This is a genomic window from Saccharopolyspora ipomoeae (assembly GCF_029952525.1).
Taxonomy (GTDB): Bacteria; Actinomycetota; Actinomycetes; order Mycobacteriales; family Pseudonocardiaceae; genus Saccharopolyspora; species Saccharopolyspora ipomoeae.
The window spans coordinates 472,585-497,727 of the sequence record NZ_JASAOF010000001.1 but is presented as its reverse complement, the minus strand read 5'-3'; the positions used below and the strand labels follow the sequence as shown (position 1 = coordinate 497,727).

The following is a 25,143-nucleotide window of genomic DNA, read 5'->3' as shown; positions in this document are numbered from 1 at the left end:
CGTCTGGTTCTCGCCTGCTACTCGCCCGGATCGCGGTCGAGCTGCATGGTCACCTGATATCGATCGCCTCGGTACCAGGAGGTCATGTCCTCCACCGGGCGTCCCCGCGCGGTGGAGACCCGCCGGAACACCAGCACCGACCCGCCGGGGCGCAGCCCCAGCAGCCGGGCGGTCTCGGCGTCGGCGTCGTCGGCGAGCACGGTTTGCGTGCCCGACTCCAGCCGCAGCCCGTAGCGCCGGGCCAGCAGCGTGTAGAGCGAATCGGTGAGGTCCTGGTCGAGCAGGTCGGGCACGGCCTGCGGGTGGTACCAGCCGCGCTCGACCGCCATCGGCATCCCGTCGGCCTTGCGCAGCCGGAACAGCCAGTGCGCCGGTTCGTCCGGGCCGAGGCCGAGGGCTCGCGCGGTGGCGGGTGGCGGGACGGCTTCGGCGGCGTCGAGCAGCACGGTCTCCGGGTGCATGCCTCGGCGGCGCATGTCCTCGGTGAACGAGGCCAGGTGCACCTGCCAGTCGATGCGCGGGCGGGCGGTGAAGGTGCCCTTGCCGCGCACCCGCACCAGCAGGCCCTCGGTGACCAGCTGGCCGATGGCTTCGCGCACGGTCAGCCGGGACACGCCGTAGCGCACCGCCAGGTCGCGCTCCGAGGGCACCGCGGCGCCGTGCGGGAGCTCGTCATCGGCCAGCTCGCGCAGGATCTCCCGGAGTTGCGCGTGCTTGGGCATCGGTCCGTCGGGCAGAGCGGGGGTGCGCTGGAGAGAACTCGGTTCTTCCCCCATGCCGCCTCCTGCCGTGTCACCCTGACGTGAACTCGCCGCCGGTTCGGATGAGAACCGTGACCGTTCGTTGGTACTGTCCGGTCTAAACCAGTTGGTTGCGAAGAATGCGCCGTCATGCGATCAGGTGTCAACACGGCTCGGTTTTCGTTGCCGCATCGACATCACGTGGCGCAAGATCGTCGCGTCGCGGTGGTCGAACCGCGGCGGCGGAAGCACGAAGGGAGCACGTGGTGGCTCAGGACAAGGCCCAGGCGATCCTCTCCGCGCTGGGCGGCGGGGACAACATCGTCGAGATCGAGCCGTGCATCACGCGGTTGCGCTGCGAGGTCGAGGACGGCTCGAAGGTCGACGAGGCGGGCCTCAAGGCCGCCGGCGCGCACGGCGTGATGCTGCAGGGCGAGGTCGTGCAGGTCGTGGTCGGACCGGAGGCGGACACGCTGGCCGGCGACATCGAGGACCTGATGTGAGCACCGAGGTCGGCAGCCCGGTCGCGGGTCTCACCACGGCGCTCAGCGACGTCCCAGACCCGGTGTTCTCGCAGGCGATGGTGGGGCCGGGCCTGGCGGTCAAGCCCTCCGGCGGCGAGGGCGACGCGGTCGCCCCGGTCGCGGGCAAGGTCGTGACGCTGCACCCGCACGCGTTCGTGGTCGCGGCGGACGACGGCGGTGCGGTGCTGGTGCACCTGGGCATCGACACGGTCAAGCTCAAGGGCGAGGGCTTCACGCTGCACGTCGCCAAGGGCGACGTGGTCGAGGCCGGGCAGAAGATCATCACCTGGAACCCGACGGAGATCGAGTCCCAGGGCTACGCCTCGATCTGCCCCGTCGTGGCCCTGGAGGCCCTGGCGGAGTCCCTCGCGGACCTCCGCGAGGACACCCAGGTCCTCGCCGGGGATCACCTCTTCACCCTCGAAGCGTGAGACCGAGGACAGTTTTAGCCATAATCACCCATGATCAATGTCCGTTTTGCCCGGACAATTATGGCTAAAACTGTCCCGCTGCCCGGAAGGGCTCCCAACACGCCCCCCTCCACCCGGCAGATCCCGGGCCCGAGGTGGGGGTTGGGGCAGCGTGCTCGGGGTGAGTGCGTTGTTCTTGGGTGTGGCGGGGGTTCTCGCCGGTCGGGGCGGCCGTCGGTGGCTCGGGAGGCTTCCGCGCGGGGCGCTGGTGCGGGCGGGGTGGTGCGAGGTCGCGGTCGCGTGCGCGTGGGTGGTGACCGCGCTCCGCGAGCCGCCGTGGTGGTGGATGCCGCTGTCGCTGCTCGTGGGCTGGGGCGGAGTTCTGCTCGGGGCCTGTGACCTGCGGGTTCACCGGCTTCCCGATGCGCTGACGCTCCCGGCCTATCCCGTCGTCGCCGTGCTGCTGGGCCTGGCCGCCGCGCACCGGCCGGGTGTCGTGCTCGGTTCGGTGGCCGGGCTCGGGCTGTTCGGCGGGACGTATTGGGTGGTCCGGCTGGTGGCGCCGACGTCGATGGGGGCCGGGGACGTCAAGCTCGCCGGAGTCCTCGGGATGGTCGTCGGTTCCGTATCGGTCCAGTCCGTCCTCGCGGTGATGGTCGCTGCGGCGCTGCTGACGCTGGTCGGGGTGCTGTCGCGGCGAACTCGGGCCGTCGCGCACGGTCCGGCGCTGCTGCTGCCGTCCTGGCTGGTGACGCTGGGCTGGCCCTGACCCACCCGGCCGGGTTCCCCCAGGGCAGAGCGTGGCAGGATCTAAGTCGTGTTGCGCTGGATGACCGCTGGAGAATCGCACGGCCCCGCCCTCGTCGCGGTGCTGGAAGGCATGGTGGCCGGGGTCGAGGTGACCTCGACCGAGATCGCGACCCAGCTGGAGCGCCGCAAGCTCGGCTTCGGCCGCAGCCCGCGGATGAACTTCGAGTCCGACGAGCTGGAGATCATCGGCGGTGTCCGCCACGGCCGCACCCAGGGCGGCCCGATCGCGGTGCGCATCGGCAACACCGAGTGGCCCAAGTGGGAACAGGTCATGGCCGCCGACCCGGTCGACGAGGACGTGCTGGCCGGGCTGGCCCGCAACGAGCCGCTGACCCGCCCGCGCCCCGGCCACGCCGACATCGCCGGCATGCAGAAGTACGGCTTCGACGAGGCCCGCCCGGTCCTGGAGCGCGCCAGCGCCCGCGAGACCGCCGCGCGCGTGGCCGTCGGCACCGTCGCCCGCCAGTTCCTGCGGCAGCTGCTCGGCGTCGAGATCGTCAGCCACGTGGTCAGCCTCGGCGGCGTGGACGCCACCGGCGAGACGCTGCCCGGCCCGGACGACCTGGGCGCCATCGACGAGAACCCGGTCCGCGCCTTCGGCGACGACGCCACCGAGCGGATGATGGCCGAGGTCGACGCGGCCAAGAAGGACGGCGACACCCTCGGCGGCGTCGTCGAGGTCATCGCCTACAACCTGCCCCCGGGCATCGGCTCGCACGTGCACTGGGACCGCAAGCTCGACGCCCGCCTGGCGGGCGCGCTGATGAGCATCCAGGCGGTCAAGGGCGTGGAGATCGGCGAGGGCTTCGCCAACGCCCACCGCCGGGGCAGCGCCGCGCACGACGAGATCTACCCCGACCAGGGCGTCAACTGGGTCCGCCGCGCCAGCAACCGCGCCGGTGGTCTCGAAGGCGGCATCACCAACGGCGAGCCGCTGATCGTGCGCGCCGCCAAGAAGCCCATCTCCAGCCTGCCGCGCGCGCTGGCCACGGTCGACATGGAGACCGGCGAGCCCGCGCAGGCCATGCACCAGCGCTCCGACATCACCGCCGTGCCGCGCGCCGCGGTGGTCGCCGAGACGATGGTGGCGCTGGTCCTGGCCGAGGCCGCGCTGGAGAAGTTCGGCGGCGACTCGCTGCCGGAGACCCGCCGCAACGTCGAGGGCTACCTGGCCTCGCTGCGGGAGCGCGCGGAGAAGCGGCAGGTGCGGTGATGGCGCCGCGCGCGATCGTGATCGGTCCGCCCGGCGCGGGCAAGACCACCATCGGCCGGATGCTGGCCGAGCGCCTCGACGTCGCGTTCCGCGACACCGACGCCGACGTCGTGTCGAGCACCGGCCGGGAGATCTCCGACATCTTCGCCAACGACGGCGAACCCGCCTTCCGCGCCCTGGAGGAGCAGGCCGTCGACACCGCGCTGAGCGAGCACGACGGCGTCCTGGCGGTCGGCGGGGGAGCGGTGCTCTCCGAGCTGACCCGCAAGCGGCTGGCCGGGCACCCGGTGGTGTTCCTGTCGGTCGGGCTGGCCGAAGGCGCCCGCCGCGTGGGGCTCTCCAGCGCGCGCCCGCTGCTGGCCGGGGTCAACCCGCGCGCCACCTTCAAGGCGCTGCTCGACGAGCGGCTGCCGATCTACCGCTCGGTGGCGGCCGTGGAGGTCGCCACCGACGAACTGGGGCCCGCGGCCGTCGTCGACAAGGTCATCGACGACCTCGCGGCACTCGCCGACTGAAACACCCTCCCCGATTTGCCGAAGGGACGACGATGACCTCCGAGCCGGTTCGGATCAGCGTGAACGGCCAGCAGCCCTACGACGTGGTCGTGGGGCGGGGGCTGCTCGGTGAGCTGGTGGAATTCCTCGCCGACGCGTCGAGCGTCGCGCTGGTGCACCAGCCCACGATCACCGCCACCATCGAGGCGGTCCGCGAGGAGCTGACCGAGGCCGGCATCGACGCGCACCGGGTCGAGATCCCCGACGCCGAGGACGGCAAGAGCCTCCAGGTCGCCGGGTTCTGCTGGGAGGTGCTCGGCAAGATCGGCATGGACCGCGACGGCGTCGTGGTGTCCTTCGGCGGCGGCGCGGTCACCGACCTCGGCGGGTTCGTCGCCGGGACCTGGATGCGCGGGGTGAAGGCCGTGCACGTGCCGACCACGCTGCTGGGCATGGTCGACGCGGCCGTGGGCGGCAAGGCCGGCATCAACACCGACGCGGGCAAGAACCTGGTGGGCCTGTTCCACGAGCCGAGCCTGGTGCTGTGCGACCTGGCGACGCTGGAAGGCCTGCCGCGCAACGAACTCCTGGCCGGGATGGCCGAGGTCGTCAAGGCCGGTTTCATCGCCGACCCCGAGATCCTGCGGCTGGTCGAGGAGGACGCGGACGCGGCCACCGACCCGACCGGGGACGTGCTGGCCGAGCTGGTGCGCCGCTCCATCCAGGTCAAGGCCGACGTGGTCTCCTCGGACCTCAAGGAGTCGCACCTGCGCGAGGTCCTCAACTACGGCCACACGCTGGCCCACGCCATCGAGCGCCGCGAGCGCTACCGCTGGCGCCACGGCGCGGCGGTGAGCGTCGGCCTGGTCTTCGCCGCCGAGCTCGCGCGGCTGGCGGGGCGCCTCGACGACGAGACCGCCGACCGGCACAAGCGCATCCTCGACCTGCTCGGCCTGCCCACCACCTACGACCCGGACGCGCTGGGTTCGCTGATGGAGGGCATGAAGGCCGACAAGAAGAACCGCTCGGGCGTGCTGCGCTTCGTGGTGCTCGACGGTCTGGCCAAGCCGGAGCGGCTGGAGGGCCCGGACCCGTCGCTGATCGCCGCCGCGTACTCGGCGATCACCGGCGGCGAGAGCAAGTCGAGCACGGAGGTTCTGCTGTGAAGGTCCTCGTCCTCAACGGCCCGAACCTGGGTCGGCTCGGCAAGCGCGAGCCCTCGGTCTACGGCAGCACGACCTACGCCGACCTGGTGTCGCTGTGCGAGCAGGCCGGTCGCGACCTCGGCGTCGAGGTCGAGGTGAGGCAGACCGACCACGAGGGCGAGATGGTCGGCTGGCTGCACGAGGCCGCCGACGCCTCCTGGCCGGTGGTGCTCAACGCGGGCGCGTGGACGCACTACTCGGTCGCCGTCCGCGACGCCGCGTCGCAGCTGACCGCCGATCTGATCGAGCTGCACATCTCCAACGTGCACAAGCGGGAACCGTTCCGGCACACCAGCTACCTGTCCGACATCGCGACCGCGGTGATGGCCGGGCTGGGCGTGGCCGGGTACCCGCTGGCGATCCGCTGGCTGGCCGAGAAGCCGGGGGAGTAGTGCGCGGTCGCCTGCCGTTAGTCCTGGTCGCGATCGGGCTGCTGGCGGGTTGCACGCACGTCGACGGCAGCCCGGTGGTGCCGGTCGCCGAGCAGCGGAAGCCGGTTCCGATGCCGGTGGAGCTGAGAACCGGTGCGGTGCGGTCGAGTCCGGGCGTGGTGGCGGCCGGTGGGCTGCCCGCGCCGTACAACTACGGGCCGTCGGTGATGGCCGAGGGCAGCGGGTACCGCGCGTGGTGGTGCAGTCAGCTGCCGGGCGTCGGTCCTGCGGGCGATGACGTCCTGCACGCTTCGGCGGCCTCGCCGGACGGCCCGTTCGGGCCCGCGGCGCCGGTGTTCTCCGGTGAGCCGGGCCGTTTCGACGGGATGCACACCTGCGATCCGTCGGTGCTGCGCGTCGACGGCCGCTACTACCTGTACTACACGGGTGCGGCCGGGGATCACGCCCACGGCAACGCGATCGGCGTGGCGACCAGCCCCGACGGCATGGCGTGGACGCGCGGTGCGGCGCCGATCGTGACGGCGGCGGGCGAGGTCGCGCGCTCGAACGTCTACGGCGCCGGGCAGCCCTCGGCGCTGTTCCTGGACGGGTGGTTCTACCTGCTGTTCACCGACACCACGGCTCGCGGGGCGGGCTGGAACGGTGCCGGGCAGTTCGTGCTGCGGTCGCGAGACCCGTTGTTCGGCAAGGGAGTTGAAGCCCTCACCGAGCGCGGGTTCCAGCCCGCCGGTTCCGGGCGGACGCGGTCGGTGGTCGACGCGTTCAGCGCGGACTGGGCGTACTCGCCGACGCTGGACGCCTTCGCCATCGCGCACCAGACGGAGGCGGGCACGCAGATCACGTTCTGGGACACGGGTTTCACCCGGCACCCGTACCAGCCGGTGACGATTCCCGGTCCGTGGCAGGAGGGCCCGGGCGTGGTCCGCGACGGGAACGGGCACCTGCGTCCGTCCACATCGGACCCGTGCGGATCCGTCCCGCTGGACGTGCTGCGCGCCACCGCCCTGGCCCCGGCGCCCACCGACATCCGCCACTTCGGTCTCGACATCACCAACGCCGGTGCCTGCGCCGACCCGGTCCGCGCGGCCGCGGCCCTCGACGGCTTCGCGGTTCCGTCCCCGGTCCGCACGGTCGACCTCGTCCACGACGGCTCCAGGGTTCGCTTCGAACGCCGCTCCGCTGCCGAAACGCTCGCCACCCGGGTCCTGGACGACCGCCCGGAACCCCTGGACCCCCTCCCGGTGAGGGCCGAAATCCCCGCCGGTGCCCCGGCTTTCCGCTCCCCGAGCGGCGAGATCGCTCTGCTCGACACCCGAGGTCGCCTCTGGAAGGTCACCTCGGCCACCGCGGCGGCCAACGCCTCCCAGATCACCAACGCCACCCCGGCCCGATGGGCGGCCCGCCCGGTCGCAGGAGACCTCCGCCCCACCTCACGTTGACGACGTTCGTCACCAGGGGACGGTTTTTCCTCGAATCACCCATGATCAATGTCCGTTTTGCCCGGACAGTTCTCACTAAAACTGTCCCCTGGTGGCGCACGGCCGCACGCGAGGCGAGGAACTTCGGGAGGCGAGGAACTTCAGGAGGGGGAGCCCTCTTGGAGGGTTCGGACCGTGAGGAAGTTGCCGACGGCCTCGGTGTTGGAGCACGCGGTGAGGGGGAGGGGGACGAAGACCGAGTCGTACTCCTGGGGCGGGTAGACGCGGAAGCCCCGGGCCTCCTGAGGTCGGCAGGTGGCCTCGTCGTAGTTCTCCGGACGCGGGGCCGCCAGCGGGGCCCAGGCCTGGGAACCGGGGTCGAGGGTGATCGCCGGGCCCTTGTCGCCGGAGCGGCCCGCGGGCTTGCCGATCTGGTGGCCGTCATCGCCGCCGACGTAGGAAACGCCCGGGAAGCCCTGGATCTCGCAGGTGCGGTTGCCCGTGTTGGTGAACCGCAGCGCCTGGTGCACGGTCCCGGCGGCCGAGTCGACGTACTGCACCGTCACGGCCAGGTCCGCGACCTTGCACACCTGCGACGATGGCTCCTCGTCCGGCGCGCTCCCGTCCGGGGAGGTGGTCGCCTCGCCCGACCCCTGCTCGCCGGACCCGGTCCCGCCGGACTCCGCCTGGTCCGGCCCGGTCTCCTCCGTCGGCGCCGGTTCGGTCCGCGCCTGCGTCGTCTCCGGCGCGGCGTCGTTGATCACGGTGCCGGACGCCCCCGCGGACCCGTCCTCGTCGCAGGCGCTCAGGCCTGCGATCAGCAGCGCCGCGGTCGCCGCCACGATGATCCTCGTCCGAGTCATGGCTCTCGCCCCTCTCAGTCGAACCCCCAGCGGGTCGATCTCTCAACTGAGAAGACGCACATCCACTCCCGAGGTTGCCCCGCTCGTGAGCGGCGGTAACTAGTCCTGGTGGAAGGTCCGCCGGTAGGCGGCCGGTCCGATGCCCAGCTTGGCCCGCAGGTGCTTGCGCAGCGACGTCGCCGTGCTCAGCCCGGACCGCATCGCGACCTCCTCGATCGGCAGGTCGGTGCGCTCCAGCAGGTGCCGTGCGTGCTCGATGCGCTGCCCGAGCAGCCAGTCCAGCGGTGAGGTCCCGGCTTCATCCCGGAACCGCCGGGTGAAGGTCCGCACGCTCATTCCCGCGTGCGCCGCGATGTCCTCCAGCGTCAGCGGCTCGGCGAGCCGGTGCAGCATCCACTCCCGGGTCGGGGCGGTGCCGTGGACGCCGGGGGAGGGCAGCGGTCGTTCGATGAACTGCGACTGCCCGCCGTCGCGCCAGGGCGGGACGACGTTGCGCCGCGCCGCGCGGTTGGCGATCTCGCTGCCGTGGTCGGAGCGGATCACGTGCAGGCACAGGTCGATCCCGGCGGCGACGCCCGCGGAGGTCAGCACGTCGCCGTCGTCCACGAACAGCACGTCCGGACGCAGTTCGACCTGCGGGAACATCTCGGCGAACCGCTCGGCGTGCGCCCAGTGCGTGGTGGCCGGTCGCCTGTCGAGCAGGCCCGCGGCGGCGAGCACGAAGGCTCCGGTGCAGATCGACATGATCCGCGTGCCCCGGGGCAACCCGCGCAGGTAGTCGGTGATCTTGGGGTCCTCGGTGAAGTCGTCGGTGTCGACGCCGGGCACGATCACCGTGTCGGGCTCGCGCAGCGCGTCCGTCCCGCACTCGGGCAGCACGGAGAAACCCCTGGTGGTGGGCAGCGGGCCGCCGTCGATGCTGCACACCCGCACGTCGTAGAGCTCGCCCTCCGGTCCGGTGGTGCCCGCGAAGATCTGCGGGGGGATGGCCAGGTCGAACCCGACGACGGTCTCCACGCCCAGCACTGCGATCCGATGCATGGCCGAATCTTCCCACATGTTGTCTCTCCGGCCACTGGTTCGCGGATCACGGCGCGATCAGGCTGAACGGCATGGTTCGAGTGCTGTGGAGTCGAGTGCTGTGGAGTCGAGTGCTGGGGGTGCACCCCGCCTGGTCGATCGCCGCTGTCGCGTTCGTCGCGCTGATGGGGGCCGCCGCGTTCCGGTCCGCACCCGGCGTCCTGATGGATCCGCTGCACCGGGAGTTCGGGTGGTCGCACGGGCTGATCTCGGTGGCGGTGTCGCTGAACCTGCTGCTGTTCGGCTTGACCGCCCCGTTCGCGGCCGCGCTGATGGCGCGCTTCGGGATCCGCCGGGTGGCGGTCTCCGCGCTGCTGCTGGTGGGAGTCGGCAGCGGGCTGACGGTGTTCATGACCGAGCCGTGGCAGCTGATCCTGTGCTGGGGTCTGCTCGTCGGGCTCGGCACCGGGTCGATGGCGCTGGCGTTCGTGTCCACCGTGGTCGACCGCTGGTTCGTGGCTCGGCGAGGGCTGGTCAGCGGGGTGCTCACCGCGGCCAGTGCGACCGGGCAGCTGGTGTTCCTCCCGGTGGAGGCGATGCTGGTGGCCGACTGGGGCTGGCGCGCGGCCTCGCTGACCATCACCGCCGCCGCGCTGCTGGTCGCGCTCCTCGTGCGGCTCGTCATGCGCGAACGCCCGCGCGACGCGGGCGTGGCCGCCTACGGCGCCACCGGTGACGAGCCGGAACCCGCGCGGGAGCGGGGAAATCCCGCGATGGTGGCCATCAGGACCCTGCTCGCGGCCGCGCGCAACCCTGTCTTCTGGTTGTTGGCGGGCGGTTTCGCGATCTGCGGGGCCAGCACCAACGGACTGGTCAACACGCACTTCGTGCCCGCTGCGCACGACCACGGGATGCCCACCACCACGGCCGCCGGACTGCTCGCGGTCATCGGGGTCTTCGACGTGCTGGGAACGGTGGCGTCGGGCCATCTCACCGACAAGATCAACCCGCGCGTCCTGCTCGCCGTCTACTACACGCTGCGCGGGGCGTCGCTGTTCGTGCTGCCGCAGCTGTTCGCGCCGGAACCGGGCGTGGAGATGGTGCTGTTCGTCGTCTTCTACGGCCTGGACTGGGTCGCGACGGTGCCGCCGACGATGGCGCTGTGCCGCGAGCACTTCGGGGAGCGGGCCTCGGTGGTGTTCGGCTGGGTGTTCGCCTCGCACCAGGTGGGGGCGGCGGTCGTCGCCGGCGGGGCCGGGCTGATCCGGGACCTGTTCGGCGATTACGCGCTCGCCTGGTACGGGTCGGGTGCGCTCTGCCTGCTGGCGACGGCCTTCTCCGTCTCGATCCGGAGAAACGCCCGCGGGAGGCCCGACCCAGGCCGGGACGTGACTCCGGCTCGGGCGGGTTCCTGAGGCACGCACCAGCGTGCGGGGGAACGGCCCCGGTAGTCTCGACAACCATGTCTGAGCTTCTCGCCCGTGCCGTCGGCGAGCGCGGTGAGCTCGTGCTGATGCGCCGCGACGACGCGCTGGAGCTGCGGGTCAACGGCGTCTTCGTGATGGACACCGCGCACACCGAGACCGAACGCCTGCTGGCCGCCACCACCCTGGGGCGCCTCGACCGCGGTGACGGCCTGCGGGTGCTCATCGGGGGCCTCGGGCTCGGCTTCACCCTCCGCGAGGTGCTGATCGACGCGCGGGTCACCGAGGCGCACGTGGTCGAGATCGAACCCGACCTGCTCGACTGGCACCGCGCCGGACTGGTCCCCGACACCGCGGCGGCGCTGGCCGACGAGCGGGTGCGGGTCACCGTCGGCGACGTCGCCGAGGTCCTCGACGCCGAACCCGACGGCTGCTGCGACGTGCTGCTGCTCGACGTCGACAACGGCCCGGACTTCCTCGTCTACCAGGAGAACTCGGCCCTCTACGACTCGCCGTTCCTGCGCCGATGCCGGGACAAGCTCGCCGCGGGCGGGACGCTGGCGGTGTGGTCGGCCGACACCTCGCCGGACCTGCTCGCCGCGATGCGCGAGGTCTTCGGCGAGGCCGAGGAGCGGGCGATCCCGGTGACCCTGGGGCAGCGCGAGACGACCTACCACCTATTCGTCGCGCACCAGGTCCAGCTCCAGCAGGCTGGGTTCCAGGATTCCCTCTAGCACCAGCAGCTTCCGCTTGGCCTCCAGCCCGGGGCCGAACCCGCCGAGCCCGCCTCCGGAGGCCAGCACCCGGTGGCACGGCACGATCAGCGGCACGGGGTTGGAACCCATGATCGTGCCGACGGCTCGCGAGGCCTCGGGCCTGCCGGACAGCTCCGCGAGGCCCTTGTAGCTGACGGTCTCGCCGAAGGGGACCAGCTCCAGGAGCGTGCGGAGCACGTGCGCGCGCAGTCCGTCCAGGCCGGTCCAGTCGATCGGGATCCGGAACTCCTTGCGCCGCCCGGTGAAGTACTCGCCGAGCTGCCCGGCCGCCTCGGCAGCGAGCCCGCCGGGCTCGGCCCCCGGGAACTCGGCCAGCGCGACGTCGGGACCGGCGAAGGCCACGTGACGCACGCCGGTGCCGGAGGCCACGGCGGTGATCTCCCCGACCGGCCCCGACACGGTGCTCCACGTCAGCTCCACGACCCCACCATAGCGGCCGCCACCGACACCTCCGGCGAACGCGCAAAGATCCGCTCACCTGCGAATTTCCGCGCACCCGAGTTGCACGGGCCGGGTTCGGGGCGCAAGGTCCTGGCGGCTTTCAGCAAACGGCCGCTCGACGCGGGTCGCACCGCTGCCCTGGGGGTTAGGCTCCGAACATGTCCGAAACGCACGCCCATCGACGAGACGCGCTCCGCAGCCGACTGCGGGAGCGGGATCTGGACGCCCTGCTGGTGACCGACCTGCTCAACATCCGCTACCTGACGGGGTTCACCGGGTCCAACGCCGCGCTGGTGGTGCACGCCGCCGACGAGAACCGCACGGTGTTCTGCACCGACGGCCGCTACCTCACCCAGGCCGAGGAGCAGGTCCCGGACCTGGAGCGCGTGATCGACCGGGCGAGCGACGTGACGCTGGCGCAGCGCCTCGGGGAGGAGGCGACCGTCTACCGGCGGGTCGGCTTCGAGTCCCAGCACGTCACCGTCGACAACTGCGACGTGCTCGACGACGCCGCGGGCAAGTCCGAGCTGGTCCGCGCGCCGGGCGTGGTCGAGGACCTGCGGCTGATCAAGGACGAGTCCGAGATCGACGCGCTGCGGATGGCCTGCGCCGCCGCCGACCGCGCGCTGGCCGACCTCATCGAGCACGGCGGGCTGCGCCCCGGGCGCACCGAGCTGGAGGTCGCCCGCGAGCTGGAGGCCCGGATGCTGGACAACGGCGCGGCCGGGCCGTCCTTCGAGACGATCGTCGCCACCGGCGCCAACTCCGCCGTCCCGCACCACCGGCCCACCGACGCGGTCCTGACCTCGGGGGACTTCGTCAAGATGGACTTCGGCGCGCTGGTCGACGGCTACCACTCGGACATGACCCGCACGGTCGTGCTGGGCAAGCCGGCCGACTGGCAGCGGGAGATCTACGAGCTCGTCCGCGCCTCGCAGGCCGCCGGGCGGGCGGCCGTGAAGGTCGACGCCGAGGTCCGCGACGTCGACTCCGCGGCCCGTCAGGTGATCACCGATGCGGGGTACGGGGAGCGGTTCCTGCACGGCTTGGGACACGGCGTGGGCCTGGAGATCCACGAGGCGCCCACGTTGTCGCAGCGCGGGGACGGTAGAATCGCCGGGAGGATGGCGGTCACCGTCGAGCCTGGCGTCTACCTGGCCGGGCGGGGCGGGGTCCGTATCGAGGACACACTGGTCGTGCGTCCAGGCACGCCGGAGCTCCTCACCCTGACGACCAAAGAGCTCGTCGAAGTCTGACGCACGACGGGTGCGCGGAACTTCGCCGGAGCCCCGCTGCGGCCCGGCGCAACACCAAGCCATCACCACAGGAGAACCCCCACGTGGCTTCCACGAACGACCTGAAGAACGGACTGGTGCTCAACCTCGACGGCCAGCTGTGGTCCGTCGTCAACTTCCAGCACGTCAAGCCCGGCAAGGGCGGCGCCTTCGTCCGCACCACCCTCAAGAACGTGCTCTCCGGCAAGGTCGTCGACAAGACCTTCAACGCCGGGGTGAAGGTGGACACCGCCAACGTCGACCGCCGCGAGATGACCTACCTGTACTACGACGGCAACGACTACGTCTTCATGGAGCCGGACACCTACGAGCAGGTCAGCGTGTCCGCCGACGTCGTCGGTGACGCCGCGAACTACATGCTGGAGAACAGCCAGGTCGTCGTCGCCCGGCACGAGGACGCGCCGCTGTACGTCGAGCTGCCCGCCTCGGTGGAGCTCGTCGTCGAGCACACCGACCCGGGCCTGCAGGGCGACCGCTCCACCGGCGGCACCAAGCCGGCCAAGCTGGAGACCGGTGCCGAGATCCAGGTGCCGCTGTTCCTCAACACCGGTGACAAGGTCAAGGTCGACCCGCGCGACGGCCGGTACCTCAGCCGCGTCAACTCCAAATGAGCGGCTCGCGCAGCAAGGCTCGTAAGCGCGCGGTCGACTTCCTCTACGAGGCCGACCTGCGCGAGACCGACGCCGTCACGCTCATGTCCGACCGGATCGGCGGGCCCGAGACCCCGCCGGTGCCGGACTACACGATCATCCTGGTCGAGGGCGTGACCGAGAACCGGGAGCGGATCGACGAGCTGCTCACCCAGCACATCGAGGGCTGGACGCTCTCGCGGATGCCGGTCGTGGACCGCGCGGTGCTGCGGCTGGGCCTCTACGAGCTGCTGTGGTGCCCGAAGGGCGACGTGCCGCCGGTGGTGGCCGTCGACGAGGCGGTGGAGCTGGCCAGGGCCCTGTCCACCGACGACTCGCCGCGCTTCGTCAACGGCGTCCTCGGTCGCCTCGCCGGCATCCGGGACCGCTTGCGCAAGACCCTCCCGAAGCAGGAGGAGACTCCGGTCGACTGACCACGAGCCGCGAAGAGGGGCACCTGCCGATGGCGGGTGCCCCTCTTCACGCGCTCACCCGATCGGCGGTAGGCCGCCGTTGCCCAGAGCGAGCACCGGTCGATCGCGTCTGCGGCCGATCGGGTGATGGGCTGAAAAGCCCAGGGGCACCCGTCGCGGCGTCGCCGCTGGGTGCCCCGGTCCGCTTCTTATCGGTGTGATGTCACTCCTCGCGGGCAGGGCGCGCCTCAGGGGGAAGCACACCCCAGTCGATGAGCTGCTCGGTGAGCTCGCCCGGCGTCATGTCGTAGATGATCGCCAGGGAACGCAGGTCTTCGGTGCGGATGGACAGCACCTTGCCGTTGTAGTCACCGCGCTGGCTCTGGATCGTGGCCGCGTAGCGGGCCAGCGGACCCACCTTCTCCGCAGGCAGTTGTTGCAGGCGCTCGAGGTTGATCACGACCTTGGTGGCCGGTTCGGCCCCCGACGGCACGCGGCCCTCGGGAAGCAGCTCCGCGACCGGCACGCCGTAGAAATCGGCGAGCTCGGCCAGCTTCTGCACGGTCACCGCGCGGTCGCCTCGCTCGTAGGACCCGACGACCACGGCCTTCCACCGTCCGCCAGACTTCTGCTCGACGCCGTGCAGCGACAGACCCTGCTGCTGGCGGATAGCGCGGAGTTTGCTGCCCAGCGCCTTGGCGTAGTCGCCCATGTGGCGTTTCTCCGTTCGTTCGCCCCGTCAGCCGATAACGGCGGCCGGGGAGCAAAGCTCAGATCGATACGGAGAGTAATGTTCGCTCGCGAGCGTCACCAGGTCAAGTTGGTCTTCGGTGCCGATGTGGCGAGGACCAACACACCACCCGGTCGATTGACCCGTTGTCGCTGATAGCGTACGGGTCAGCCCGGTGATGCGCAGGTTCATCCCGAACCCGGATTGCGGGGCAGCTCACACACCATCCTTTAAGGACCCGTCCAGTGAGGCGGAGAAGGAGGTCGCACCGTGGCGTCTCGCCATCAGGCGAGCGCGGCGGAACCGGCAGGGCAGCGGGAGCTGCTTTCCGCCGGTGACGTTGCGCGCACGATAGCCCGAATCGCGCACCAGATCATCGAGAAGACCGCGCTGGACACCTCCGACGAGCCGGTCGTGCTGCTGGGCATCCCCACCAGGGGAACGCCGCTGGCCAGGAGGCTCGCCGACAAGATCAGCGAGTTCAGCGGGGTGACGGTGCCCGTCGGCACCCTCGACATCACGCTCTTCCGCGACGACCTGCGCACCCAGCCCAACCGGCCGCTGGAGCCCACGAACCTCCCGCCCGGGGGTCTCGACGGCAAGCTGGTCGTGCTCGTCGACGACGTGCTCTTCTCCGGCCGCACCGTGCGCGCCGCCCTCGACGCCCTGCGCGACCAGGGCCGCCCCCGCTCGGTCCAGCTGGCCGTGCTGGTCGACCGCGGCCACCGCGAGCTGCCGATCCGCGCGGACTACGTCGGCAAGAACATCCCGACCTCCCGCAGCGAGGACGTGGCCGTGCAGCTGTCCGAAACGGACGGCGAGGACCGAGTGGTGATCCACAAGGCACAGGAGGAGGTGTGATGCGCCACCTGCTGTCCACCGAGGGCCTTCCCGCCGCCGACGCGACCGCCGTGCTCGACACCGCCGACACGCTCAAGCAGACGCTGCTGGGGCGCGAGGTGAAGAAGCTTCCGACGTTGCGCGGGCGCACCGTGGTGACGCTGTTCTACGAGAACTCCACCCGGACCAGGGTTTCCTTCGAGGTCGCCGGGAAGTGGATGAGCGCCGACGTGATCAACGTCTCCGCGTCGAGCTCCTCGGTCGGCAAGGGCGAGTCCCTCCGGGACACCGCGCTGACCCTGTCGGCCGCGGGCGCCGACTGCGTGATCATCCGGCACCCGGCCTCGGGGGCCGCGCACCGGCTCGCGGAGTGGCTGGAGGCCGACGGCACCCAGGTCGTCAACGCGGGCGACGGGATGCACGAGCACCCCACCCAGGCCCTGTTGGACGCGGCGACCCTGCGGGAGCGCCTGGGGGACGTCTCAGGGCGCCGCATCGGCATCGTGGGCGACCTGCTGCACAGCCGCGTCGCGCGGTCCAACGTGCACCTGCTGCGGACGCTGGGCGCCGAGGTGACGCTCATCGCGCCGCCCACGCTGGTGCCCACCGGCATCGAGCACTGGGGCGCCGAGGTGCGCCACGACCTCGACCCGGAGCTGCCCGGCCTGGACGCGGTCATGCTGCTGCGGGTGCAGGCCGAGCGGATGCACGGCGGGTTCTTCCCGTCGGCCCGCGAGTACTCGATCGCCTACGGCCTCAACGAGAAGCGGCTGGCGAAGCTGCCCGAGCACGCGGTCGTGCTGCACCCGGGCCCGATGCTGCGCGGCATGGAGATCGCGCCGTCGGTCGCCGACTCGCCGCGCGCCGCCATCACCCAGCAGGTCGGCAACGGCGTGCACGTGCGGATGGCGGTGCTCTACCACCTGCTCGCGGGAGAGGAGCTCGCCGCATGAGCGCTCTTGTCGCCACTTCAGCCGTGCTCGACCTCACCTCAGGGGAACGTGACGCGAGCCGACCACGAGAAGCCGCGAATCGAGACGTTGAGCGGTACGAAACCACAACTGTGAATCGCGGAGAGGCGGGTTGCGCATGAGCCGGGTACTGATCAAGGACGTGCGCCCCTACGGCGAGGGCGAGCCGGTCGACGTGCTCGTCGAGGACGGGCTCATCGCCGAGATCGGCGCGGAGCTGTCCGCCGACGCCGACGAGATCGTCCACGGCTCCGGGGCCGTCGCGCTGCCCGGTTTCGTGGACCTGCACACCCACCTGCGCGAGCCGGGCCGGGAGGACGCCGAGACGATCGAGACCGGCTCGGCGGCCGCGGCGCTGGGCGGCTACACGGCCGTGTTCGCGATGGCCAACACCGACCCGGTCGCCGACAACGCGGTGATCGTCGAGCACGTGTGGCGCCGGGGCCGCGAGATCGGCCTGGTCGACGTGCACCCGGTCGGCGCGGTCACCGTCGGCCTGGCAGGGGAGAAGCTCGCCGAGCTGGGCACCATGCGCCACTCCGCCGCCGAGGTGCGGGTCTTCTCCGACGACGGCAAGTGCGTGCACGACCCGCTGCTGATGCGCCGGGCGCTGGAGTACACCCGCTCGTTCGGCGGGCTCGTCGCCCAGCACGCCGAGGAACCGCGGCTGACCGTCGGCGCGCAGGCCCACGAGGGCCCCAACGCCGCCCGGCTGGGTCTGGCGGGCTGGCCCGCCCCGGCCGAGGAGTCGATCGTCGCGCGGGACTGCCTGCTGGCCGCGCACACCGGAGGCACGCTGCACGTCTGCCACGTCTCCACCGCGGGCACCGCCGAGCTGCTGCGGTTCTTCAAGGGCCGCGAGACCGGCGGCTCGGTCTCGGCCGAGGTGACGCCGCACCACCTGCTGCTCACCGACGAGCGGCTGCAGACCTACGACCCGGTCAACAAGGTCAACCCGCCGCTGCGCACCGACGACGACGCGCTGGCGCTGCGCCGGGCGCTGGCCGACGGGACCGTGGACTGCGTGGCCACCGACCACGCCCCGCACGCCGCCCAGGACAAGGACTGCGAGTGGTCCGCGGCCAAACCGGGCATGCTGGGCCTGCAGACCGCGCTGGGCATCGTGACGCGGACGATGGTGCGCTCCGGCCTGCTGGACTGGCGCGGTGTGGCGCGGGTGCTCTCCGAGCGCCCCGCCGAGATCGCCGGCCTGACCGACCAGGGGCGGCCGATCGCCGTCGGCGAGCCCGCCACCCTCGCGCTGGTGGACCCGGACGCCGAGTGGACGGTGCGCGCCGCCGAGCTCGCGAGCCTGGGACAGAACTCCCCCTTCGAAGGGATGCGGCTGCCCGGTCGGGTCGTCGCGACGTTGCTGCGCGGTGCGATCACCGCGCACGAGGGCAAGGTGAGGCGCTGATGGAACGCACGCTGTGGGTGCTCGCGCTCGCCGCGCTGGCGGCGCTGGTGTTCTTCGGGATGCGACGCGGCTGGCTGGCCCGAGCGCGACGACAGGAGGCCGAGCTGCCTCCGTTCCCGGAGCGGCCGGCCGACCCCGGCGCCGAGACCCTCACCCCCGCCACCGGCATGTACATCGGCACGACCAAGGCCGATGACTGGCAGGACCGCATCGCGGTCGGCGACATCGGGCACCGCGCCAACGGCACCGCGCACCTGCACGCCACCGGCCTGCTGATCGAGCGCGACGGTGCCTCGGCGGTGTGGATCCCCGCCGAGTCCGTGGTGGACGCCCGGTTGGACCACAAGCTGGCCAACAAGGTCGTGCCCGGCGCAGGACTGGTGGTGGTGACCTGGCGGCTCGGCGAACAGCTGCTGGACACCGGATTCCGCGGCGACGACAAGCAAGCACAGACCGAGTGGGTCGAGGCGGTTCGCGCCCTGCCCGCTCAGACTTCGAACCACGGGGAGGACGGATGAACGACGATCGCGAAGCTGTTCATCCGACCGACCGGGGTGTGGGGTACCCCCACACCAGCACAGGAGGACAAATGACCGCGCACACCCCGGCCGCGCTGGTGCTGGAGGACGGCCGAATCTTCCGCGGGGAGGCCTACGGCAAGGTGGGCCGCACCCTCGGTGAGGTCGTGTTCACCACCGGCATGACCGGCTACCAGGAGACGCTGACCGACCCGTCCTACCACCGCCAGATCGTGGTGCAGACGGCTCCGCAGATCGGCAACACCGGCTGGAACGACGAGGACGACGAGTCCGACAAGATCTGGGTCGCCGGCTACGCCGTGCGCGAGCCCGCCCGCCGGGCGTCGAACTGGCGCTCCACCCGCAGCCTCGACGACGAGCTGACCGAGCAGGGCGTCGTCGGCATCTCCGGGATCGACACCCGCACCCTGACCCGCCACGTGCGGGAGCTGGGGGCGATGCGCGGCGGCATCTTCTCGGGCCCGGAACTGGGCTCCGACGAGCAGATGGTGGCCGCGGTGAAGGACTCCTCGGGCATGGTCGGCGCGTCCCTGGCGGGCGACGTCACCACCGGTGAGACCTACGTGATCCCGGCCGAGGGCCGGAAGCGGTTCAGGGTCGCGGCCCTGGACATGGGCATCAAGGCGAACACGCCGCGGATGATGGCCCAGCGGGGCATCGAGATCCACGTGATGCCGCTGGCGTCCACGATGGACGAGATCCTGGAGATCGCGCCGGACGGGTTGTTCCTGTCCAACGGTCCCGGTGACCCGGCGACCACCGACGCGCAGGTCGAGCTGACCCGCCAGGTACTGGACCGCAAGCTGCCGCTGTTCGGCATCTGCTTCGGCAACCAGGTGCTCGGCCGCGCGCTGGGCCGCGGCACCTACAAGCTGCAGTACGGCCACCGCGGCATCAACATCCCGGTCATCGACCAGGAGACCGGCAAGGTCGCGATCACCGCGCAGAACCACGGGTTCGCCGTGGAGGGCGAGCCGGGCGAGGAGTTCGACACCGACTTCGGCCGCGCGATCGTCTCGCACCACTGCGCCAACGACGGTGCCGTCGAGGGCCTGCGGCTGCTCAGCGGCCCGGCCTTCTCCGTCCAGTACCACCCCGAGGCGGCAGCGGGTCCGCACGACGCCGCGCCCCTGTTCGACAAGTTCGTTGACCTGATGAGCGAGGCTCGGTAATGCCGAAGAGGACTGATATCAAGCACGTTCTGGTGATCGGTTCCGGTCCGATCGTCATCGGGCAGGCGTGCGAGTTCGACTACTCCGGCACCCAGGCCTGCCGGGTGCTGCGGGAGGAGGGCATCCGCGTCTCGCTGGTGAACTCCAACCCGGCGACGATCATGACCGACCCCGAGTTCGCCGACGCCACCTACATCGAGCCGATCACGCCGGAGTTCGTCGAGAAGGTCATCGACGCCGAGCGCCCGGACGCGATCCTGGCGACGCTGGGCGGGCAAACCGCGCTGAACACGGCCATCGCGTTGCACGACCGCGGTGTGCTGGAGAAGTACGGCGTGGAGCTCATCGGTGCCGACGTCGACGCGATCCAGCGCGGCGAGGACCGGCAGATGTTCAAGGACATCGTGCGCTCGGTCGGCGGCGAGGTTCCCTCGTCGAAGGTGTGCAAGTCGATGGACGACGTGCGTTCGTTCGTCGAGACCTCGGGTCTGCCGGTCGTCATCCGGCCCAGCTTCACCATGGGCGGCCTGGGCTCGGGCATGGCGCACACCGAGGAGGACCTGGAGCGGATGGCCTCGTTCGGCCTCGCCGAGTCCCCGGTGCACGAGGTGCTCATCGAGGAGAGCGTGCTCGGCTGGAAGGAGTACGAGCTGGAGCTGATGCGCGACCACGCCGACAACGTGGTGGTCATCTGCTCCATCGAGAACGTCGACCCGATGGGCGTGCACACCGGTGACTCGGTGACCGTGGCGCCGTCGATGACGCTGACCGACCGCGAGTACCAGCACATGCGCAACGTGGGCATCGCGGTGCTGCGCGAGGTCGGGGTGGACACCGGCGGCTGCAACATCCAGTTCGCCATCAACCCGCAGACCGGCCGCATGGTCGTCATCGAGATGAACCCGCGCGTGTCGCGGTCCTCGGCGCTGGCGTCGAAGGCGACCGGTTTCCCGATCGCCAAGATCGCCGCGAAGCTCGCCGTGGGCTACAAGCTGGACGAGATCCAGAACGACATCACCGGCGAGACCCCGGCGTCGTTCGAGCCCACGCTGGACTACGTGGTCGTGAAGGTGCCGCGGTTCGCCTTCGAGAAGTTCCCGGGCGCCGACACCGAGCTGACCACGACGATGAAGAGCGTCGGCGAGGCGATGGCCGTGGGCCGCAGCTTCTCCGAGGCGATGGGCAAGGCCCTCCGGTCGATGGAGACGAAGTCGGTCGGGTTCTGGACCAGGCCGGATCCCGAAGAAGCCACGCTGCAGTCCACCCTGGACGATCTGCGCACCGCTCACGACGGCCGGATCTACACCGTCGAGCGGGCGCTGCGCTTCGGCGCCACCGTCGAGCAGGTGCACGAGGCCTCGGGAATCGACCCGTGGTTCGTCGACCAGATCGCGGCGTGGGTGGAGCTGCGGCGCGAGATCGTCGACGCCCCGGTGCTGGACGCGACGTTGCTGCGGGTGGCCAAGCGGGCGGGCCTGTCGGACCGCCAGATCGCCGCGCTGCGGCCGGAACTGGCCGGTGAGGACGGCGTGCGCGCGCTGCGCCACCGGCTCGGCGTGCGCCCGGTCTACAAGACCGTCGACACCTGCGCCGCCGAGTTCGCGGCGAACACGCCGTACCACTACTCGGCCTACGAGTCCGACCCCGCGGCGGAGTCGGAGGTCGCCGAGCAGCGCGACAAGCCGAAGGTGATCATCCTCGGCTCGGGCCCGAACCGCATCGGCCAGGGCATCGAGTTCGACTACTCGTGCGTGCACGCGGCGATGGCGCTGCGCGCCGCCGGGTACGAGACGGTGATGGTCAACTGCAACCCGGAGACCGTCTCCACCGACTACGACACCTCGGACCGGCTGTACTTCGAGCCGCTGACCTTCGAGGACGTCCTGGAGGTCGTGCACTCCGAGCAGAACTCGGGCACCGTCGCCGGCGTGATCGTGCAGCTGGGCGGCCAGACCCCGCTGGGCCTGGCGCAGCGGCTGGCCGACGCGGGCGTGCCGGTCGTGGGCACCCCGCCGGAGGCCATCCACCTCGCCGAGGAGCGCGGTGCCTTCGGCGACGTGCTGGTCGCGGCCGGTCTTCCCGCGCCGCAGTACGGCACGGCGACCTCGTTCGAGGGCGCCAAGCGCATCGCCGACGACATCGGCTACCCGGTGCTGGTGCGCCCGTCCTACGTGCTGGGCGGTCGCGGCATGGAGATCGTCTACGACGAGGCGTCGCTGGAGAACTACATCGCCCGCGCCACCGAGGTCACCCCGGAGCACCCGGTGCTGGTGGACAAGTTCCTCGACGACGCCATCGAGATCGACGTGGACGCGTTGTGCGACGGCACCGAGATCTACCTGGGCGGCGTGATGGAGCACATCGAGGAGGCCGGCATCCACTCCGGCGACTCGGCGTGCGCGCTGCCGCCGATCACCCTGGGGCGCCAGGACATCGAGATGGTGCGCCGCTCCACCGAGGCCATCGCGCGCGGTGTGGGCGTGCACGGCCTGCTCAACGTGCAGTACGCGCTCAAGGACGACGTGCTCTACGTGCTGGAGGCCAACCCGCGCGCCTCCCGGACGGTGCCGTTCGTCTCGAAGGCCACGGCCGCGCCGCTGGCCAAGGCCGCCGCGCGAATCATGTTGGGCGCCAAGATCTCCGAGCTGCGCTCCGAGGGAATGCTGCCCGCCGAGGGCGACGGCGCGGACCTGCCGGTCGACGCGCCGGTGGCGGTCAAGGAAGCGGTCCTGCCGTTCCACCGCTTCCGCACCCGCGAGGGCGCCGGGGTGGACTCGCTGCTCGGGCCGGAGATGAAGTCGACCGGCGAGGTCATGGGCATCGACACCTCGTTCGGCCAGGCGTTCGCCAAGTCGCAGGCCGGGGCCTACGGCTCGCTGCCGACCTCCGGCAAGGTGTTCGTCTCGGTCGCCAACCGGGACAAGCGCTCGCTGGTGTTCCCGGTGAAGCGGCTCGCCGACCTCGGGTTCGAGATCCTCGCGACCGAGGGCACGGCCGAGGTGTTGCGCCGCAACGGCATCACCTCCACCGTGGTCGCCAAGCACACCGAGTCGGTCGAGGGCGATCGAGACGTCGTCGACCTGATCAAGGCGGGCGAGGTCGACATGATCATCAACACCCCGTACGGCAACCCGGGTCCGCGGGTCGACGGCTACGAGATCCGCACGGCCGCGGTCTCCCGCGACGTCCCGTGCATCACCACCGTGCAGGGTGCGGCGGCGGCCGTGCAGGGCATCGAGGCCGCGATCGGCGGCAACATCGGCGTCCGGCCGCTGCAGGCGCTGCAGGCCGCGCTGCGGCAGGACGGTGAGTGACGATGGCTGACGCGCCGCTGCGCGCGGGGTTCGGCGCCCGGCTCACCGACGCGGTGAGCCGGCGCGGGCCGCTGTGCGTGGGCATCGACCCGCACCCGTCGCTGCTGCACGCGTGGCAGCTGGGGGAGAGCCCGCAGGCGCTGGAGCGCTTCGCGATGACGGTGGTGGAGGCGCTGGCCGACCGGGTGGCGCTGCTCAAGCCGCAGTCGGCGTTCTTCGAGTCCTACGGGTCGGCCGGTGTCGCGGTGCTGGAGAAGGTGATCGCCGAGTCGCAGCAGGCCGGTGCGCTGGTGCTGCTGGACGTCAAGCGCGGCGACATCGGCTCGACGATGACGGCCTACGCGATGGCGTACCTCGACGAGCACGCCCCGCTGGCCGCCGACGCGATCACGGTCTCGCCGTACCTCGGCTACGGTTCGCTGGCCCCGGCCATCGGCATGGCCGAGCAGAACGGCAAGGGCGTGTTCGTGCTGGCCCGCACGTCGAACCCGGAGGGCGTGGGCCTGCAGCAGTCGGTCCACGGCAGCGGCGACACGGTCGGCCAGTACATCGTGGACTCGGCCGCCGAGACCAACCTGGGCAAGACCCCGATGGGGCACGTCGGCGTGGTGGCCGGAGCCACCATCCCGGCGGGAGAGCTCGACTTCTCCGACCTCAACGGCCCCATCCTCGCCCCGGGTCTCGGAGCTCAGGGCGCCACGCTCGAAGACCTGAAAGCCGTCTTCGGCCGGGCCCTGCCGCACGTCCTCCCGACGACGTCGCGAGACGTCCTCCGCCACGGCCCCGGCGTGAAGTCCCTCCGGGACACCCACGCCCGCCTCGCCGAGGACATCGACCACCAGCTCCACCTCTGACCCTCGGGTCCGGTCCGATCGGGGGCGTCCTCACCAAGAGGACGCCCCCGTTTCGCACCACCCAACGGATCCCAACCCTCCCGTCCCATGGTGGGTCGGACGAAGTTTTCATGAAAACTTCCCCCACTCAACAAACGGAACGTTTTCATGAAAACTTCCCCAACACCAACCCCCGAGCCGCTCAAAACACCTGGTGAGCACGCGAATCCGTGAACCTGACACAGCGTTTTCCAGAGTCGTGTCTCATGGTGGGGAGGGAAGTTTTCATGAAAACTTCGTCCACGTAGTAGAGGTGAGGTTTTCATGAAAACTGTCCCGTGATCAGAGGGAAATTCGGATTCGGTCGATGACCGCGTGGAGTGAGTGCTGGAGTTGGTCGTGGGTCACGACGATCACCGTCCACCCGGCCTCGGTGAGGCGAGCGCGTCGAGCGCGGTCCCTCTTGATCTGAGCGTGGTTTCCGTGCCACTGCCCGTCGTACTCCACTGCGACTCGTTGATCGACGAATGCCAGATCGAGCCGGGCGAGGAGCCTGCCGTTGACCCAGACCTCGTGTTGCGGCACGGGAGTGAAACCGAGCAGCGCGAGTTCGACGCGCAGCACGGACTCGGGGATGGACTCCGCGCGTCCGTCCAGCAGCGCAAACCGGTATCGGGCTTTGCGCACGCCGTCGTCCCTCCGGCCGCGCATGAACTCGCCGATCGCGCGTGACGTGATCAGTCCCTGGTGCAGGAGGGCGTCGCAACGCGCCACCGACATCGTGATCGGCCCCTTCCTGAGCAGGTCGAAAGCGGCGCGATCGATGTTCGCCAGGTTGATCCCGTTCCAGGGCGCGTACTCGAACTCGTAGGTGCGCGAGGCCGAGCAGTCCAGACCTTTCCTGCGATGCGGCCCGGCCGGTCGGGGCACGAGCACATCGACGGGCGTCCGGAAGTCGGCGAGTCCATCAGCACCGTGCAACGTCGCCGCCGACAGCCCGGTGAGCACAGCTTCCGGAGGCAAGCCCTTCGAGGCGGCGAGGCATTTCAGCCGATGGGTCAGCCGAGTCCCCCTCAACGCGTACACGCCGGGAAGCACCCGCACGATTTCCGGGCTCCGCAGGTCCCGGTCCTTCACACCTGCGGCCGCCGCGCTTCTTCTGGTCAACAACCCGTGCTCGTCGCACAGCGCCGCGAAGTCAGACTGTTCCATGCTCGGATAGAGGAGAGGAACCCCTCAGGAAATACACCCGGACCTCGG

26 protein-coding genes are annotated in these 25,143 nt (G+C 70.9%); 20 read left to right on the top strand and 6 right to left on the bottom strand.

Annotated features, from left to right (window positions below):
- Window positions 1–17 precede the first annotated feature (17 nt).
- Window positions 18–776 (bottom strand): GntR family transcriptional regulator, encoded by a 759-nt coding sequence (locus QFW96_RS02425; protein WP_281453804.1) that lies wholly within the window; start codon window positions 774–776, stop codon window positions 18–20.
- A gap of 104 nt (window positions 777–880) precedes the next feature.
- Between QFW96_RS02425 and QFW96_RS02420 the strand changes: the two genes are divergently transcribed.
- From QFW96_RS02420 to QFW96_RS02385, 8 genes are all read left to right on the top strand, one after another.
- Window positions 881–1,243, top strand: coding sequence for a PTS sugar transporter subunit IIB (locus tag QFW96_RS02420; protein ID WP_281453803.1), 363 nt, complete (start codon window positions 881–883; stop codon window positions 1,241–1,243).
- Window positions 1,240–1,695 (top strand): PTS sugar transporter subunit IIA, encoded by a 456-nt coding sequence (locus QFW96_RS02415; RefSeq protein ID WP_281453802.1) that lies wholly within the window; start codon window positions 1,240–1,242, stop codon window positions 1,693–1,695. The genes QFW96_RS02420 and QFW96_RS02415 overlap by 4 nt, the downstream gene beginning before the upstream one ends.
- Window positions 1,696–1,855: 160 nt before the next feature.
- Window positions 1,856–2,443: a prepilin peptidase gene (locus QFW96_RS02410; RefSeq protein ID WP_281453801.1), complete on the top strand. Its 588-nt coding sequence runs from the start codon at window positions 1,856–1,858 to the stop codon at window positions 2,441–2,443.
- Between the two features lie 48 nt (window positions 2,444–2,491).
- Entirely contained in the window at window positions 2,492–3,697 is a 1,206-nt protein-coding gene (gene aroC, locus QFW96_RS02405; protein ID WP_281453800.1) for a chorismate synthase, read from the top strand.
- Window positions 3,697–4,212, top strand: a complete 516-nt coding sequence (locus QFW96_RS02400; protein ID WP_281453799.1) for a shikimate kinase — start codon at window positions 3,697–3,699, stop codon at window positions 4,210–4,212. Before aroC ends, QFW96_RS02400 begins: the two co-directional genes overlap by 1 nt.
- A gap of 32 nt (window positions 4,213–4,244) precedes the next feature.
- The gene (aroB, locus tag QFW96_RS02395; RefSeq protein WP_281453798.1) at window positions 4,245–5,357 is read left to right on the top strand and encodes a 3-dehydroquinate synthase; all 1,113 of its coding nucleotides are present in this window, start codon (window positions 4,245–4,247) and stop codon (window positions 5,355–5,357) included.
- On the top strand, window positions 5,354–5,788 hold the full coding sequence (aroQ, locus tag QFW96_RS02390; protein WP_281453797.1) for a type II 3-dehydroquinate dehydratase: 435 nt from the start codon (window positions 5,354–5,356) through the stop codon (window positions 5,786–5,788). The genes aroB and aroQ overlap by 4 nt, the downstream gene beginning before the upstream one ends.
- Complete coding sequence (locus QFW96_RS02385; RefSeq protein ID WP_281453796.1) at window positions 5,788–7,227, top strand: glycoside hydrolase family protein; 1,440 nt, start codon at window positions 5,788–5,790, stop codon at window positions 7,225–7,227. The genes aroQ and QFW96_RS02385 overlap by 1 nt, the downstream gene beginning before the upstream one ends.
- Window positions 7,228–7,367: 140 nt before the next feature.
- Here the strand turns inward: QFW96_RS02385 and QFW96_RS02380 are convergent, their stop codons facing one another.
- Together QFW96_RS02380 and QFW96_RS02375 are read right to left on the bottom strand one after the other, a co-directional pair.
- The gene (locus QFW96_RS02380; protein ID WP_281453795.1) at window positions 7,368–8,069 is read right to left on the bottom strand and encodes a DUF4232 domain-containing protein; all 702 of its coding nucleotides are present in this window, start codon (window positions 8,067–8,069) and stop codon (window positions 7,368–7,370) included.
- A gap of 99 nt (window positions 8,070–8,168) precedes the next feature.
- Window positions 8,169–9,110: a GlxA family transcriptional regulator gene (locus QFW96_RS02375; protein ID WP_281453794.1), complete on the bottom strand. Its 942-nt coding sequence runs from the start codon at window positions 9,108–9,110 to the stop codon at window positions 8,169–8,171.
- 71 nt (window positions 9,111–9,181) lie between these two features.
- On the opposite strand from QFW96_RS02375, the gene QFW96_RS02370 reads away from it, so the two are divergent.
- Window positions 9,182–10,504: an MFS transporter gene (locus QFW96_RS02370; protein ID WP_281453793.1), complete on the top strand. Its 1,323-nt coding sequence runs from the start codon at window positions 9,182–9,184 to the stop codon at window positions 10,502–10,504.
- A 47-nt stretch (window positions 10,505–10,551) separates the two neighbouring features.
- The gene (locus tag QFW96_RS02365) at window positions 10,552–11,247 is read left to right on the top strand and encodes a spermidine synthase (RefSeq protein ID WP_281453792.1); all 696 of its coding nucleotides are present in this window, start codon (window positions 10,552–10,554) and stop codon (window positions 11,245–11,247) included.
- Here QFW96_RS02365 and QFW96_RS02360 read toward each other — a convergent pair.
- Window positions 11,191–11,709 (bottom strand): methylated-DNA--[protein]-cysteine S-methyltransferase, encoded by a 519-nt coding sequence (locus QFW96_RS02360; protein WP_281453791.1) that lies wholly within the window; start codon window positions 11,707–11,709, stop codon window positions 11,191–11,193. The genes QFW96_RS02365 and QFW96_RS02360 overlap by 57 nt on opposite strands.
- 179 nt (window positions 11,710–11,888) lie before the next feature.
- On the opposite strand from QFW96_RS02360, the gene QFW96_RS02355 reads away from it, so the two are divergent.
- From QFW96_RS02355 to nusB, 3 genes are all read left to right on the top strand, one after another.
- On the top strand, window positions 11,889–12,986 hold the full coding sequence (locus QFW96_RS02355) for a M24 family metallopeptidase (RefSeq protein WP_281453790.1): 1,098 nt from the start codon (window positions 11,889–11,891) through the stop codon (window positions 12,984–12,986).
- 83 nt (window positions 12,987–13,069) lie between these two features.
- Window positions 13,070–13,636, top strand: a complete 567-nt coding sequence (gene efp / locus QFW96_RS02350) for an elongation factor P (protein WP_093423648.1) — start codon at window positions 13,070–13,072, stop codon at window positions 13,634–13,636.
- Complete coding sequence (gene nusB / locus QFW96_RS02345) at window positions 13,633–14,088, top strand: transcription antitermination factor NusB (protein ID WP_281453789.1); 456 nt, start codon at window positions 13,633–13,635, stop codon at window positions 14,086–14,088. The genes efp and nusB overlap by 4 nt, the downstream gene beginning before the upstream one ends.
- Before the next feature lie 202 nt (window positions 14,089–14,290).
- Here the strand turns inward: nusB and bldD are convergent, their stop codons facing one another.
- Window positions 14,291–14,779 carry a transcriptional regulator BldD gene (gene bldD, locus QFW96_RS02340; RefSeq protein ID WP_010311046.1) on the bottom strand — a complete coding sequence of 163 codons (489 nt, stop codon included), beginning with the start codon at window positions 14,777–14,779 and terminating at the stop codon, window positions 14,291–14,293.
- A 288-nt stretch (window positions 14,780–15,067) separates the two neighbouring features.
- On the opposite strand from bldD, the gene pyrR reads away from it, so the two are divergent.
- The 7 genes from pyrR to pyrF all read left to right on the top strand — a co-directional run bounded on the left by pyrR (window position 15,068) and on the right by pyrF (window position 23,904).
- Window positions 15,068–15,658, top strand: coding sequence for a bifunctional pyr operon transcriptional regulator/uracil phosphoribosyltransferase PyrR (gene pyrR, locus QFW96_RS02335; protein WP_281453788.1), 591 nt, complete (start codon window positions 15,068–15,070; stop codon window positions 15,656–15,658).
- Window positions 15,658–16,590, top strand: coding sequence for an aspartate carbamoyltransferase catalytic subunit (locus QFW96_RS02330; RefSeq protein ID WP_281453787.1), 933 nt, complete (start codon window positions 15,658–15,660; stop codon window positions 16,588–16,590). Before pyrR ends, QFW96_RS02330 begins: the two co-directional genes overlap by 1 nt.
- A gap of 136 nt (window positions 16,591–16,726) precedes the next feature.
- Window positions 16,727–18,025, top strand: a complete 1,299-nt coding sequence (locus QFW96_RS02325) for a dihydroorotase (RefSeq protein WP_281453786.1) — start codon at window positions 16,727–16,729, stop codon at window positions 18,023–18,025.
- Entirely contained in the window at window positions 18,025–18,543 is a 519-nt protein-coding gene (locus QFW96_RS02320; protein WP_281453785.1) for a PH-like domain-containing protein, read from the top strand. Before QFW96_RS02325 ends, QFW96_RS02320 begins: the two co-directional genes overlap by 1 nt.
- Window positions 18,544–18,614: 71 nt before the next feature.
- The gene (gene carA, locus QFW96_RS02315; RefSeq protein WP_281453784.1) at window positions 18,615–19,736 is read left to right on the top strand and encodes a glutamine-hydrolyzing carbamoyl-phosphate synthase small subunit; all 1,122 of its coding nucleotides are present in this window, start codon (window positions 18,615–18,617) and stop codon (window positions 19,734–19,736) included.
- Window positions 19,736–23,050, top strand: coding sequence for a carbamoyl-phosphate synthase large subunit (gene carB / locus QFW96_RS02310; protein WP_281453783.1), 3,315 nt, complete (start codon window positions 19,736–19,738; stop codon window positions 23,048–23,050). The genes carA and carB overlap by 1 nt, the downstream gene beginning before the upstream one ends.
- Before the next feature lie 2 nt (window positions 23,051–23,052).
- Entirely contained in the window at window positions 23,053–23,904 is an 852-nt protein-coding gene (gene pyrF, locus QFW96_RS02305; RefSeq protein ID WP_281453782.1) for an orotidine-5'-phosphate decarboxylase, read from the top strand.
- 321 nt (window positions 23,905–24,225) lie between these two features.
- On the opposite strand, the gene QFW96_RS02300 is transcribed toward pyrF, so the two are convergent.
- Window positions 24,226–25,095 carry a DUF559 domain-containing protein gene (locus QFW96_RS02300; RefSeq protein WP_281453781.1) on the bottom strand — a complete coding sequence of 290 codons (870 nt, stop codon included), beginning with the start codon at window positions 25,093–25,095 and terminating at the stop codon, window positions 24,226–24,228.
- Between the last annotated feature and the right edge of the window lie 48 nt (window positions 25,096–25,143).